The sequence below is a fragment of the Synechococcus sp. HJ21-Hayes genome, assembly GCF_024345835.1.
Lineage (GTDB): Bacteria > Cyanobacteriota > Cyanobacteriia > PCC-6307 > Cyanobiaceae > Vulcanococcus.
In genome coordinates this window covers 77,599-91,055 of record NZ_JAGQBW010000008.1, presented here as the reverse complement: position 1 = coordinate 91,055, position 13,457 = coordinate 77,599, and the positions used below count along the sequence as shown (strand labels likewise).

Here is a 13,457-nt window from a genome sequence, read left to right as displayed (position 1 = left end):
TCATGAGTCCCAGCTGAATAGGCTGCACCACCCTTGCCCATGAGAGACCTGGCCCGCGCCATCGCTGAGCAAGCCGAGATCGCAGCGAGGAGCTTCTACCGTCTGGTCGTGGTGGCTGGTCCCCCTGGGAGCGGGAAGACCAAGGCTTTCAATGAGCTCCAATCAGCCAAGGGCTGGAGCCTTCTGAATCTCAACAAAGACCTTTCCGAGCGGCTCCTGGATCTCACGAGCAAACAAAGACGACTGCGAACAGCGGACATCGTCAGGGACTTAATCGAAGAGCAAGGCAAGCAGACGGTGAGCATGTTGGACAACATTGGCTTGCTCTTTCACCCCGCCTTGCAGCAAGAGCCGATGATGGCGCTCCAACGAGCATCTCGAAATCACACCGTGATCGCGGCCTGGCAAGGAGAGTACAGCGCTAGCAAGCTCATTTACGGCACTCCTGACCACCCAGAGTATCGACGCCTCGACGTCAAGGACGTTCAGATTCTGACCGCCGATGCTCACGGCCTGGCAGGAGCGTGAAGACATGAAATATTCAGACCTGATTCAGTTTGATCCGATTGAAACGGTCGTTCAGCTCAACGAAGCTGAACGCGACGACCAAGCCCTCAGGCTGGTGCAGACCTTTGTGATTTCTGATCGCATGGGCGAGCAGCTGGAGAGTGTGATTTTCCAGCAACTTCAATTCCAGGAGCCTGCGGATAACAAGGGGCTTCTGGTTGTCGGCAACTACGGTACAGGTAAGTCGCACCAGTTGGCGGTGATCTCCTCTGTGGCAGAGAAGGCAGAACTGGCTGAGAAGCTGACAAACCCTGGTGTTGCCAAAGCAGCCGAGAAGATTGCGGGACAGTTTGTCGTTGTCCGCGCAGAGATCAACTCCTCGATGTCGCTCCGCCAGTTTGTGCTGGAGAGCCTTCAGGAGGCCCTGGCGGAGCGTGGTGTCCATTTTGAGATCCCACCAGAGGACCAGGTCAAGAATCACAAGGAGGTCTTCGCTTCCTTGATGGCGGAGTTCACCAAGGTCTTCCCCGACAAGGGCCTGTTGTTTGTTCTCGACGAGCTGCTCGACTACCTGCGCTCCAACCGGGAGCAGGAGCTGATGCGGAACCTCAACTTCCTGCGTGCCATCGGGGAGTTCTGCAAGGGTTCACGCTTCCGCTTCATTGGTGGCGTCCAGGAAAGCCTTTTCGACAATCCTCACTTCCAGTTCGCGGCGGACAGCTTGCGGCGCGTCAAGGATCGCTTCGAGCAGATGCGGATCGCCCGTGAAGACGTGGCCTACGTGGTGGCACAGCGGATTCTGAAGAAAGACAGCAAGCAGCAGGCCTTAGTACGTGAGCACCTGCAGGGCTTCACCCAGCTGTACGCGACGATGAATGAGCGGCTGGAAGAATTCGTCCGGCTCTACCCGGTTCATCCTGCCTATCTCGACACCTTTGAGCGGGTCTATGCGGCCGAGAAGCGGGAGGTCCTCAAGACCCTCAGCTCGGCCATCCGCTCGCTACTAGATAAGGAGGTGCCTGGTGATGATCCAGGGCTGATTGCCTACGACTCGTACTGGATGACGCTGAAGGACAACCCCTCCTTCCGCTCTGTGCCTGACATCCGCGATGTCATCGAGAAGAGTGATGTGCTGGAGGCTCGCATCCAGCAGGCGTTTACAAGGCCGCAGTACAGGCCGGCGGCCCTGAGGATCATCCACGCTCTCTCCGTGCATCGACTCACGACTGGCGACATCTTCACGCCGATGGGGGCCACGGCAGAGGAACTCCGTGATGATCTCTGCCTGCTGCTGCCACTTCCTGAGCAGGACGCGGACTTCCTCAAATCAACCGTTGAGACCGTTCTCCGCGAGATCCTGAAAACGGTCAGCGGTCAGTTCCTGTCATTCAACGCAGAGAACGGCCAATACTATCTTGACCTCAAAAAAGACATCGACTTCGACTCGCTGATTGACAAGCGAGCCGAGACACTTGATGACAGCAAGCTTGATGAATACTACTTTGATGCCTTGCGGCGAGTCATTCTTGAAGAGCCCGATGCGCCTGCCTATGTGACGGGCTACCGCATCTGGGAGCACGAACTGGAGTGGCGTGAGCACCGCGCTGGTCGCAGCGGCTACCTGTTCTTTGGCGCTCCGAATGAGCGCTCCACAGCCCAGCCGCCACGCGACTTCTACCTCTACTTCCTGCAGCCCTACGAGCCCCCGTATTTCAAGGATGAGAGGAAAGCCGATGAGGTGTTCTTCCGCCTCAAGCCAGGCGATGACGCCAACTTCCACAGCGCAGTGAAGCTCTACGCCGGTGCACGCGAAATGGCGCTTACTGCCTCGGGCAGCAACAAGAAGATCTACGAAGACAAGGCGATGCAGCAGCTGCGTTCCCTTACACAGTGGTTGCAGTTGAACCTGTCCAGCTGCTGTGAGGTCACCCACCAGGGCACAGCGCAGCTGCTGGGCGAACGCCTCAAGGGTGGCCTGGCCCGCTCTGGCGATCGAGGCGGCGTGAAGGATGCGGTGGATGCAGCTGCAGCCTCTTGCCTCTCTGCCTGCTTCGAGAACCAGTGCCCGGATTACCCGGTATTCACAACGACGATCACCCGGGACAATCGGGAGCAAGCGGCCCAGGACGCTTTGCGCTGGATCGCGGGCAGCGTGAAGGGGAAGCTCGGGGCCTCGGTGCTCGATGCCCTGGAGCTGCTGGATGGTGACCAGCTCCGCCCCAGGGATTCGCGCTACGCCAAGCAGGCGCTGAAGCAGCTCAGCGACAAGGGAGACGGCCAGGTGCTGAACCGTTCAGAGCTGGTCGGCGAGGAAGCGGGGATTGAGTATTGGACTCGCTTCCGGCTGGAGCCGGAGTTCCTGGTCGTGGTGCTCGCCTCGCTGGTGCACAGCGGTGATCTGGTCCTGAGTATCACCGGCAAAAAGATCGATGCCAGCGAGATCGACCAGTTCAGTAAGACCAGCGTCAAAGAGCTGCTCCAGTTCAAGCATGTGGAGCGACCCCGGGACCTGCCGTTGGGTCCGCTCAAGGAGCTGTTCGAGCTGATCGGCCTGCCCCCGGGTCTGATCGCCAACGCAGCGAAGCGGGATGAGGCGGTTGCCCAGCTGCAGACCACGGTGGCCTCGTTGGTGGAGAAGGTCGTGACCGCTCAGGGGCAGCTGGGTGACCTGGCGCTTTGGGGGCGGCCCCTGCTCTCAGAACAAGAACAGGGGGAGTGGCGCACGGCGCTGCAGAACCTCCAGCGTTTTTTGGAGTCGCTGCAGCCCTTCAATTCCTCCGGCAAGCTGAAGAACTTCCCGCATACCGCTGAGGTCATCACCGGCCAGAAGCCGCCGTTGGCCTTGGTCCGCGAGGTCGGTGAGCTGCTCAGCCTGGTTCAGCATGTGGGGCCGCTCACCGCGTACCTGGGCACAGCCGAGGCGGTGCTGCCCTCAGACGATGCCTGGGTGCAGGGGGTTGCCGAGCAAAAACGTGAGCTGCTGGCCAAGATCACCAGCCCGAAGCACCGCGCCGATGCCGGCTTCCAACGCCAGCTCGGCCAGAGCCTGGCCCAGCTCAAGGCCACTTATCAGGACAACTACCTCGACCGTCACGCCAAGGCGCGCCTGAACCAAGCCGATGACCAGCGCAAGGTGCGCCTCACCCAGGACCCGCGCCTGAAGCAGCTGCAGCAGCTGGCCAAGGTCGAGATGATGCCCGCCCAGCAGCTCCGCGATTTCGAGAACACCCTCTTCGGTCTCAAGACCTGCTTCAGCCTCGGGCGCCCTGATCTGGAGCAGAGTCCGGTCTGCCCCCACTGCAAGTTCCGTCCAGCGGAAGAGCCAGCAGTGTCCACCAAGCCAACGCAGCTGATCAGTGGGCTGGATGAACGGCTCGACAGCCTGGTGGCCGACTGGTGCCAGCGGCTGCTGAGCAACCTGGAAGACCCCACGGTGGAAGGCAACCTGCAGCTCGTCACCGACAGCAGCGGCAAAGCTGCGCTGGAGCAACTTCTGGCAAGCCGGGAACTGCCGGAGCCGATTGAACCAGCTCTGCTCAAGGCCCTGCAGGAGGTGCTTCAGGGCCTGGAGAAGGTGGTGCTCACCGAGGAGCAGCTGCGGGCAGCGCTCACCTCAGGTGGGCTGCCCTGCACCCTTGAGGAACTGAAGGATCGCTTTGCCGACTACCTGAACGAACGCACCAAGGGCAAGGACAAGGCCAAGGTGCGCCTGGTCCTGGAGTAGGTGATGTCCGTGCTGATCAGAGAACAAGCAAGTCACCGGCCATGTGACCGCGCAAGTCACCGAGCAAGTCGAGGAGCGCCTGTGGGCTACCGGGGCCGATCCACTCCACCAGAGCAAGGTCAGTACTGAACACACCTCTAGGGCCAGCAAGTCACGCCCTCAACCCACCGCTTTCAACCCAGCAGCCATGACCAGCACCACGGCACAGGAACAGCAAGGCACCCTGGAGCTCCGACAAGGGAGGAAGGAGACCGGTCCGGTGGAATGCCTTGGGCTCACCTTTGAGAACGAGCAGGCGCGGCGGGAACACTTCTTGGCGCTGCTGAAGGAGAAGCTCCAGGATCATGAGTTCCGAAAAATACCCGGCTTTCCTCAAGGCAGCGATGAAGCAATTCTACGGATGTCGGATCCGCCGTATTACACCGCCTGCCCGAATCCATTCCTAGAAGACTTTTTCCGCTGCTACGGCAAGCCGTATGACCCTGATGAGGTCTATGAGCGGGAGCCCTTCGCCGTTGACGTGAGCGTCGGCAAAACAGACCAGCTCTACAAGGCACACGGTTATCACACCAAAGTGCCGCACCTAGCGATCGTTCCGTCGATCCTGCACTACACCAAGCCAGGAGACATTGTTCTCGACGGTTTTTGCGGCTCTGGGATGACAGGACTTGCGGCTCAGTGGTGTGGGACTGCTCCTCTTACTTACCGCCATGAACTTGAGGCCCTTTGGCAGGCGCAGGGCCACGAACCTCCCGAATGGGGTGTACGGCGTGCGCTCCTAAATGACCTTGGGCCAGCAGCATCTTTTATTGCTTCGGGGTACAACCTGCCTTTTGATCTAGCGAGATTTGATCAAGAAGCCCGGCGAATACTCGATGAGCTCCTGTCCGAGCTTGGCTGGATGTATGAAGTCCTTCACACAGATGGCAAAAGCAAGGGGAGAATCAACTTCACAGTGTGGAGTGAGATCTTTACATGCCCTGAATGTGCTGGAGAGATCAACTTCGTAAAGGAGGCGCTAGATCTGGCCACGAAGAAAACCAGGGAAATATTCCCGTGTCCCCATTGTGGATCGCAGCTTAACAAGGACAGGGTTGAGCGCACTTTTGAAAACCGTGTTGATCCGATCACGCAAGAGCCTTGGAAAAGGATAGGCTTGCGGCCTGCGTTTATAAATTACAATATAGGAGCGAATACCTGCGAGCGCCCAGTAGCTGATGCAGATATCGAGGTCATCAAAAAGATTGAAGACCTGCCCTATCCTGCTGATGCTGCGAGCCTTCCTTTCCCAATTGCAAAGATGTCTCATGGCTCGCGACTTGAGCCAAAGGGGTTTTCTCGAACGCATCATTTGTTTCTTCCCAGAGCAATTCACTCACTAGCTGCTCTGTGGCGCAAAGCATCAGCGTCGAGCGACCCCTCTACTAGGCGAATGCTTCTGTGGTTTGTTGAGCAGTCAATCTGGGGAATGTCATTGCTAAATAGATATAGCCCTTCCCATTTCTCTCAGGTAAATCGCGCGCTAAACGGAGTTTACTATGTCGCCTCTCAGCACGCCGAAGTGTCGCCCTGGTACCTTCTTCATGATCAACAGCGAAAAACCACAAAGCTGGGCCGCTTGAATAGCGCATTCGAGCATATGCCTTCATGTCTTGGCGGAAGTATTTTGCAAGCCGGTGATTGCGCTAGAATAGCAGCGCCTGAATCCTCGGTAGACTATATATTTACCGATCCTCCTTTTGGGGAAAATATCTATTACGCAGATCTCAACTTCTTGGTCGAATCCTGGCATGGGGTTACAACTGCCTCCGAGGGCGAGGCAATTGTCGATCAAGCCAAACACAAGAGATCCAGTGACTACCAGTTGCTTATGCGCCAATGCTTTGAGCGATACAACAGGCTTCTCAAGCCTGGTCATTGGATGACAGTTGTCTTTAGTAACTCGAGCAATGGGATCTGGCGGGCTATTCAAGAGGCGATGGGAGCAGCTGGCTTTGTTGTCGCGGATGTGAGAACACTTGACAAACAGCAGGGTTCATACCGTCAGGTCACAAGTTCTGCGGTAAAACAAGACCTCGTTATCTCCGCCTACAAGCCTACTGAGGAGCTTCGTAAGCGATTTGAAATTGGACAGTCATCCACTGACGGAGCCTGGGCATTTGTTCGAGAGCATCTTCACAACGTGCCTGTTTTTGTGGGTCGCTACAGCGAGGTTGAGCTTGTGGTGGAGCGTACGGCTCAGATGTTGCTGGACCGCATGATCGCATTCCATGTTCAGCGTGGCATCAGCGTGCCTCTTTCAGGACCGGAGTTTCTCCAGGGACTACAGCAACGCTTCCCTGAGCGTGATGGGATGTATTTCCTTCCGGATCAGGTCACGGAATACGACCGCAAACGCACCACCGCTACTCAGCTGCGCCAGCTCAGCTTCTTTGTCAATGATGAGCACAGTGCGATTCAGTGGATTCGGCAGCAGCTGCAAGACAAGCCGCAGAGCTTTCAGGATCTGCAGCCACAGTTCATGCGCGAGCTTCAAGCCTGGGCCAAGCATGAGCAGACCGTTGAGCTCAAGGTGATCCTTGAGCAGAATTTCCTGCATTACGACGGGCGCGGCCCGGTGCCGAGCCAGATCCACAGCTATCTCTCGACCAACTTCAAAGATCTGCGGAATCTGGACAAGGGGGATTCCAAGTTGGTAGAGAAGGCGCGTGATCGCTGGTACGTGCCAGATCCGAATAAGCAGGCCGACCTCGATCAGATCCGTGAGCGTGCCCTGCTCAAGGAGTTCGAAGACATCAAAGAGAGCAACCAACGCCGCATCAAGCAGTTCCGTACGGAAGCAGTACGGGCTGGCTTCAAGGCCTGCTGGCAGGAGCGGGATTACGCCACCATCGTCAGGGTGGCGACCAAGCTCCCAGAGGCGGTGCTGCAGGAGGACGAAAAGCTCCTCATGTACATCGATAACGCCCAGACCCGGCTTGGCGACGACGCATGAGTTTCGCAGCCGGCGACTGGTGTCACTCGCTGGATCACGGCGAGCCCTGCCGGCTAATCGCTGTGGAAGACCTATGGGGCATCCCCACGGCCCAGGTCTGGCTGACCCGTCGCGATGCCGTGGTTCGTCTGCCGGTCGCGCGACTGCAAACCCTGGAGCAGGCCAGCCCCACCAGCCTTCACCAGCTCAGCTTCGTTGCAGCTGCGTCGCGCATCCTCGATGCCTTTGAGCACGACGCCCTGGTTGCCCCACTGGAAGGTTCTGTCATCCCCTTGCCCCACCAGCTCCAGGCGCTGCAACGCGCCATGGCCGGTGATCGCGTCCGCTACCTGCTGGCCGATGAAGTGGGCCTCGGTAAAACCATCGAGGCTGGCCTGGTGATTCGAGAGCTCAAAGTCCGCGGGCTGGTCAAGCGTTCTCTGGTGATTGCACCGGCTGGTTTGGTGAGCCAGTGGGTGAGTGAACTCGACACCCACTTCAACGAAACCTTCCACCTGGTGCAGCCCGGAAACTTCGCTGCCTGGCGGCAGCTGCTGGGCGTCGGCCCCGAGGAGAACCTCTGGAAGCAGCACAACCAGGTGGTCTGCACCCTCGATTCCGTCAAACCGATGGACTCCCGCCGCGGCTGGAGCCCTGATCAGGTGGCTCGCTACAACCGCGAACGCTTCGACGACCTGATCAACGCGGGCTGGGATCTGGTGGTGATCGATGAGGCCCACCGCCTCGGCGGCTCCACCGAAACCGTGGCCCGCTACCGCCTCGGGCAGGGGCTCTCCCAAGCCTCTCCCTATCTGCTGCTGCTCTCTGCCACTCCGCACCAGGGCAAGACCGATGCCTTCCGCCGCCTGCTCGGTTTCCTCGATCCCGACGCCCTTCCCGACGACAGCTCGGTCACCCGGGAGAACGTCGCCCCCTACGTGATCCGCACCGAAAAGCGCCGGGCCATCAACGACAAGGGAGAGCCACTCTTTCAGCCGCGCCATACCCAGCTCGTCTCCGTCGCCTGGGATAGCGCCCGGCTGGAGCAGCGGGTGCTCTACGACGCCGTCACCGAGTACGTGCGTGAGGGCTACAACCAGGCCCTGCGCGACAAGCAGCCCGGCGTTGGCTTCCTGATGATCCTGATGCAGCGGTTGGTCACCTCCAGCACCGCTGCGATTCGCACCGCCCTGGAGCGGCGCCTGCAGGTGTTGGAGCTGCCCACCGGCCAGCTCACGTTGTTTGGGGAAGATGTGGGTGAGGATTGGGCTGAGTTGGAGGGCCAGGAACAGCTCGAAACCCTGCTCAACAGCCGCCTCAAGGAGCTCAAGAATGAACGCGCCGAGGTGGAGCTGCTGCTCTCCGCTGCCCGCCGCTGCGAGGCCCGGGGAATCGACGTCAAAGCCCAGGCCCTGCTCGACACGATCCAGCAGCTGCAGCGGGACGAGAACGACCCAGCCCTCAAGGTGCTGCTGTTCACCGAGTTCGTACCCACCCAGAAGATGCTGTCGGAGATCTTGGAGCAGCGCGGTTATCCCGTCGTGGTGCTCAACGGCTCCATGAACCTGGAGGAGCGCAAGGGCGCCCAGCGGGCCTTCGCGAATGAGGCCCAGATCCTGATCTCCACTGATGCCGGCGGCGAGGGCCTGAACCTGCAGTTCTGCCACGTGATCATCAATTACGACCTGCCCTGGAATCCGATGAAGCTGGAGCAGCGCATCGGCCGGGTCGATCGCATCGGCCAGGCTCATGTGGTGCGGGCCCTCAACTTCGCCCTGGAGGACACCGTCGAGCTAAGGGTGCGGGAGGTGCTGGAAGAAAAGCTCGAGCGGATCCTGCAGGAGTTTGGCGTCGACAAGCTCTCCGATGTGCTCGATTCCGAAGAGAACGGGCTCGACTTCCAGCAGCTCTACGTCAACGCCGTTCTGACCCCAGAAGAGGCGGAGGCCCGCGCGGCAGCTCTCGCCGAGGCGATCCGCGCCCGAGCCCAGTCCGCCCATGACGGCGCCTCCTTGCTCTCCAGCTCGGAGGAACTCGATCCCCAGGCGGCCCAGCGCGTTGCCGGCCACCTGATGCCCTTCTGGACCGAGCGCATGACCCTCTCCTGGCTGCAAACCCAGGCCGAGGAAGGTGCACAGGTGCGGCCAAACCCCGCTGGTGGCCTGGATCTGCGCTGGCCCGATGGGCACCGTGACCTCAGAGCCACCTTCAGCCGGCAGAGCGCCAAAGAGGCGGGGCTGCTGCACCTCAGCCTCGAGGAGCCGAGGCTGCGTGCCCTCACGGCAGCGCTGCCGCCCAGGGCACCGGGGATGACCGTGCCGGTTCTGCACCTTCCAGAACTCGCCGGCAAGGTGTCTGGTCTCTGGTCGCTCTGGCGGGTGGCCGTGCAGACCAGTGAGGGCCGCAGCCAGCGCATGCTCCCGCTCTTTCTCTCCACGGAAGGAAGGGTGCTGGAGCCCACGGCTCGTCTGATCTGGGAGCGGCTGATCAGCCTTGAGGTGGAGCTGCAGCTCCTCCCAGAGGGCCAGCTCTCCCCGCTGGAGGCTGCGCAGGCCTACGACAACGCCCACCAGCTGGCTCAACAGCACGGCAGACCCCTCTTCGATGAGCTGCAGGCCAAACACCAGCAAAGGCTGGAGCGTGAGCGGCGCAAACAGGAGCTGGCCTTTGCCGCCCGCCAGCGCGCGATCGAGCAGCTCGGTCTTCCCCAGGTTCGCGATTTCCGCCGCGCCCAGCTGGAGCAGGAGGAGCAGCAGTGGCGGCAGGAGTTCCAGCGGCGCCAGGAAACCCTGCCCTCGCTGACGCTGCTTCAGCTTGTCTCCCTGGCTCCCGCTATGGCCTGATGGGACACCTCGACCCGACCTCGAGCTGGCGCCAGCCATTACTGGAGTGCTTCACCGTCGAGAGCGCCACGGCTAGCCGGCTCACGGTCGTCAACGATCCCGACCAGCTGTTCGCCGAACCTGTCCTCCGCTCTGTTGTGGCCGAGCGGGGCTATGAGCTGCTGGCCTACGAAGACCCCGTAGCCTTTCGCTACCTGTTTGAGCATCGCTGCCGGCCCCGCTGGGAGGCAGGAGAGCTGCTGCATGTTGTTGTCGTGAACGGCGGCGAGGCCTCCGTCTACACCGTTCTCCCCTACGACCTCCTGTCTGAGGCCCGCGCCAGCCAGCGTGAGTTCAGCTTCAGCCTGCCCAGCCTGTTTCCCAGCCTCGACCCCAACGCTCTCTCCCAGCTCGAGCCCAGCCAGTTCGATGCCTTGAGTGAAGCCCTGCAGCGGGTCAACCCAGGGCAGCTGGGGGCCAACGCCACCCAGGACTTCCTTCTCAACCACCTCTACGAGGTGGTGCCTGGCCAGATCCGGCAACCTGTCGATCTGCTCCGCCTATTGCTGCGGCGCCATTTGCGCCAGCAACAACTCCCGCCCCTACTCGATCAGCGCCTGTTGGAGCAGCTCTGCCTCCAGAAGCAGTGGCGGCAGTGGCCCCTCGAGCGCCTGCTACCCAACCGTGGAGCCTTCTTCTCCTTCCTCCAGGAGCGCTGGCCGGTGTTTCTGCAGGCCAAGGGGTGTGCGGTGGTTCCTGGGCGTGAGCCGCCGGCTCCGCAGCTCCCCGGGCCCGAGCTGCTGCCGTTTGATCACGACGACATACGCGTCTTCATCGACAACCTCTTTGCCGAGGGCCTGCTGGAGCCCACCACGGCGATTGCTGCCGACGCGGTGCCAGCGGGCTGGATGCGTCTCGGCGTGGTGGGCAAGCAGGAAGAGAACACAGCTCTCCGGCTGGAACGTCTGCTGCCGCTGTTGGAGGAGGAACTGCCAGGCGCTGCTGCCACCCACGGCGACTGGGAGCTGTTCGCTCTGCGCTGGGCCGAGGCGCAGGTGCTGCGAACCGAGCTCAGTGGCTCCCTCAGCCCGGAGACCAGCGCCCAGCTCGATCGCCTGCAGCTGGCCCTGGAGGAGGGCTTTGGGAGCTGGATGCTCCAGCGCTACAGCGCGTTGTCATCGCTGCCGGCCCTCCCCAGGCCCATCACCCTCGACAAGGTCGCTCACTTCCTGGCTCACCAGCAGGCCGGCGGCTCCAAGCGGCTCGCGCTGGTGGTCGTCGATGGTCTCGCCCTCGACCAGTGGCTGCTGCTGCGCGACTCCCTTGGCGGGCTCGATCTCAAGGAGAGCGTCTGCTGGGCCTGGGTGCCCACGATCACCTCCGTCTCCCGGCAAACGATCTTCGCGGCAGAGGCCCCGATGTTCTTCCCCCAGAGCATTGGCACCACCAGCAAGGAGCCCAAGCACTGGGAGCGCTTTTGGGGTGAGCAGGGCCTGCTGGGTCCGGCTGTGGCCTACGTCAGGCAGGGGTCGCAGGAGGCCGACAGCGAGCTGCTGGAGAAGGTCAAGGAATTCGCCTCTCGCCCAACCTGCCGGGCGCTTGGCATCGTCGTCGGCAAGGTTGATGAAATGCTGCACGGCGTTGTCACCGGCCTCGGAGGGTTGCATGCGCAGGTGCGCCAGTGGAGCCAGCAGGGGGCCTTCCGAGCTTTGATCGACTCCCTGCTGGTGCAGGACTTCACCGTGTACGTCACCGCAGATCACGGCAACGTTGCTGCCAAGGGGATCGGTCGTCCCAACGTGGGCACTGTTCCGGAGGAAAAGGGAGAGCGGGCCTGGGTGTTCCGCGACGACGTGCTGCGGGCGCAGGTGCAGCAGGCTCTACCAAGCGCTCTCCTGTGGCCAGGACCCGGCCTGCCCACTGACTATTCCGTTTTGCTTCCCCGCGGGGTGGATGCCTTTCTCGCCCAGGGCAAGGAAACGCTCGGCCATGGAGGGATCGCGCTGGAAGAGGTCCTGGTTCCCTTCGTGCGCATCCAGGAGCCGGCATGAGCAGGCGCAAAATCATTGGTTTTGATCGGCGTCTGGCGCTCGACTGGCTGGAGGTGACAGCCAGCCGGGTAGCAGCCGGAGACTCCCTGGAAGAACTCAGGGCCGGAATGTGGGACTACCTCGAAGGGAAGGTGAGCGGAGAAAAATGCAATAGCGATCGTGGCAAGACCATGACGGTCCTCACCAGGATCTGGGGCAAGGTTCCTCCTGCTGTTGAACCCCTGAAGACACGGGCGGTAGCCGCCTTCCAGGTATCGAAAGTGCGTGACCATCTCGCCTTGCACTGGGCGATGGCGATCGCCAGCTATCCCGTCTTCTCTGATGTCGTCGCAACTGCAGGGCGTCTGCTCACACTGCAGGACACCTTCTCCCTCGCCCAGCTCACCAAGAGGATGGTGGCGCAATGGTCTGAGCGTCCAGTGCTGGTGAAGTCCACGCAGCGGATCATCCGTTCGCTTGTGGACTGGGGAGCTCTTGCAGACACCGAGACCAGGGGCGTTTATGGACGAGCTCCAAAGTCTCTGCCCGTCTCCAAAGAGATTGCGCTACTGCTGTGCGAGGCGCTCCTGCTCGACAATGAGCATCATTCCCTGCCTGCCAATCAGCTTCTGGATCATGCAGCCTTATTCCCTTTCACCCACTCGCTAACCATGGCAGACCTCAGAGAAGAGCCCGTCTTCGACCTTCATCGCCAAGGAGTCGATGGTGACATGGTTGAACTCAAGGCACCGCAAGCCAGCTAGCCAGCGATCACTTGATGATCAGGAGGAGGCACCTCCCATTCTTTCGTCCCTTTGGTCATGTTTTCGCGGCATGTTGTTACTCTCAAGTTGCTTGGGTGATGCAGGCCTCCCCGGGCTAGCGGCTTAATGTGGTCCACGTGGTATGCGATATAGCCTGCAGCCTGATTGAGTGAGTCCCTGAGCTGATAGAGATCAGAAATGATCCCTTTTTCTTCCTCTGTCAGCAAAGGCGTCTGGGTTCTCAGTCGTGTTTTTCTTCGCTCGAGATAACGCGTGGTCTTGTGCCGGTCAGGCTCATGAACAGTCTCGGGCTCAGGACAGCGCTCCTCGCTGACATCCGCAACCGGTTCCTTCATGTTCCACATCTGCTCCCGAAGCTGTTGAGAGCACCATTGGTGATAGCGGGTATCGCCTCGAAGATCGATGACGTCTCGAAAGCGCGTCACCTCATAGATGAAGTCACGCTCGAGCTTCTCTCCTGTCCAGCGGGTCCAGCAGCGAGCCACAAGACGTCTGGGCTTATTTGCCCAGATGAACAATGTCGGCAGCTCGCAGTGCTCCTCTCCCTTTGCTGGGCGGCTGCGTGCGTAGGTCCGGTCACCCACTCGGGTAACAAGTCCTCGGTTGTTTGATTGG

General features: G+C 60.7%; 7 protein-coding genes. 6 read left to right on the top strand and 1 reads right to left on the bottom strand.

Translation table 11 applies throughout. From position 1 onward, the window contains the following. Positions 1–39: 39 nt before the first annotated feature. The 6 genes from brxF (at position 40) to KBZ14_RS08120 (ending at position 12,821) form a co-directional block, all read left to right on the top strand. Positions 40–528: a BREX-3 system P-loop-containing protein BrxF gene (brxF, locus tag KBZ14_RS08145; RefSeq protein ID WP_255117826.1), complete on the top strand. Its 489-nt coding sequence runs from the start codon at positions 40–42 to the stop codon at positions 526–528. Beyond that, positions 503–4,231, top strand: coding sequence for a DUF6079 family protein (locus KBZ14_RS08140; RefSeq protein ID WP_255117825.1), 3,729 nt, complete (start codon positions 503–505; stop codon positions 4,229–4,231). Before brxF ends, KBZ14_RS08140 begins: the two co-directional genes overlap by 26 nt. A gap of 187 nt (positions 4,232–4,418) precedes the next feature. Beyond that, on the top strand, positions 4,419–7,226 hold the full coding sequence (locus KBZ14_RS08135) for a DNA methyltransferase (RefSeq protein ID WP_255117824.1): 2,808 nt from the start codon (positions 4,419–4,421) through the stop codon (positions 7,224–7,226). Continuing rightward, the gene (locus KBZ14_RS08130) at positions 7,223–10,048 is read left to right on the top strand and encodes a DEAD/DEAH box helicase (protein WP_255117823.1); all 2,826 of its coding nucleotides are present in this window, start codon (positions 7,223–7,225) and stop codon (positions 10,046–10,048) included. The genes KBZ14_RS08135 and KBZ14_RS08130 overlap by 4 nt, the downstream gene beginning before the upstream one ends. Then, positions 10,048–12,078, top strand: a complete 2,031-nt coding sequence (pglZ, locus tag KBZ14_RS08125) for a BREX-3 system phosphatase PglZ (RefSeq protein ID WP_255117822.1) — start codon at positions 10,048–10,050, stop codon at positions 12,076–12,078. Before KBZ14_RS08130 ends, pglZ begins: the two co-directional genes overlap by 1 nt. Next, positions 12,075–12,821 (top strand): hypothetical protein, encoded by a 747-nt coding sequence (locus tag KBZ14_RS08120; protein ID WP_255117821.1) that lies wholly within the window; start codon positions 12,075–12,077, stop codon positions 12,819–12,821. Before pglZ ends, KBZ14_RS08120 begins: the two co-directional genes overlap by 4 nt. Here the strand turns inward: KBZ14_RS08120 and KBZ14_RS08115 are convergent. After that, the gene (locus KBZ14_RS08115; RefSeq protein ID WP_255117820.1) at positions 12,818–13,426 is read right to left on the bottom strand and encodes an HNH endonuclease signature motif containing protein; all 609 of its coding nucleotides are present in this window, start codon (positions 13,424–13,426) and stop codon (positions 12,818–12,820) included. The two genes, KBZ14_RS08120 and KBZ14_RS08115, sit on opposite strands and share 4 nt — an antisense overlap. Positions 13,427–13,457 lie beyond the last annotated feature (31 nt).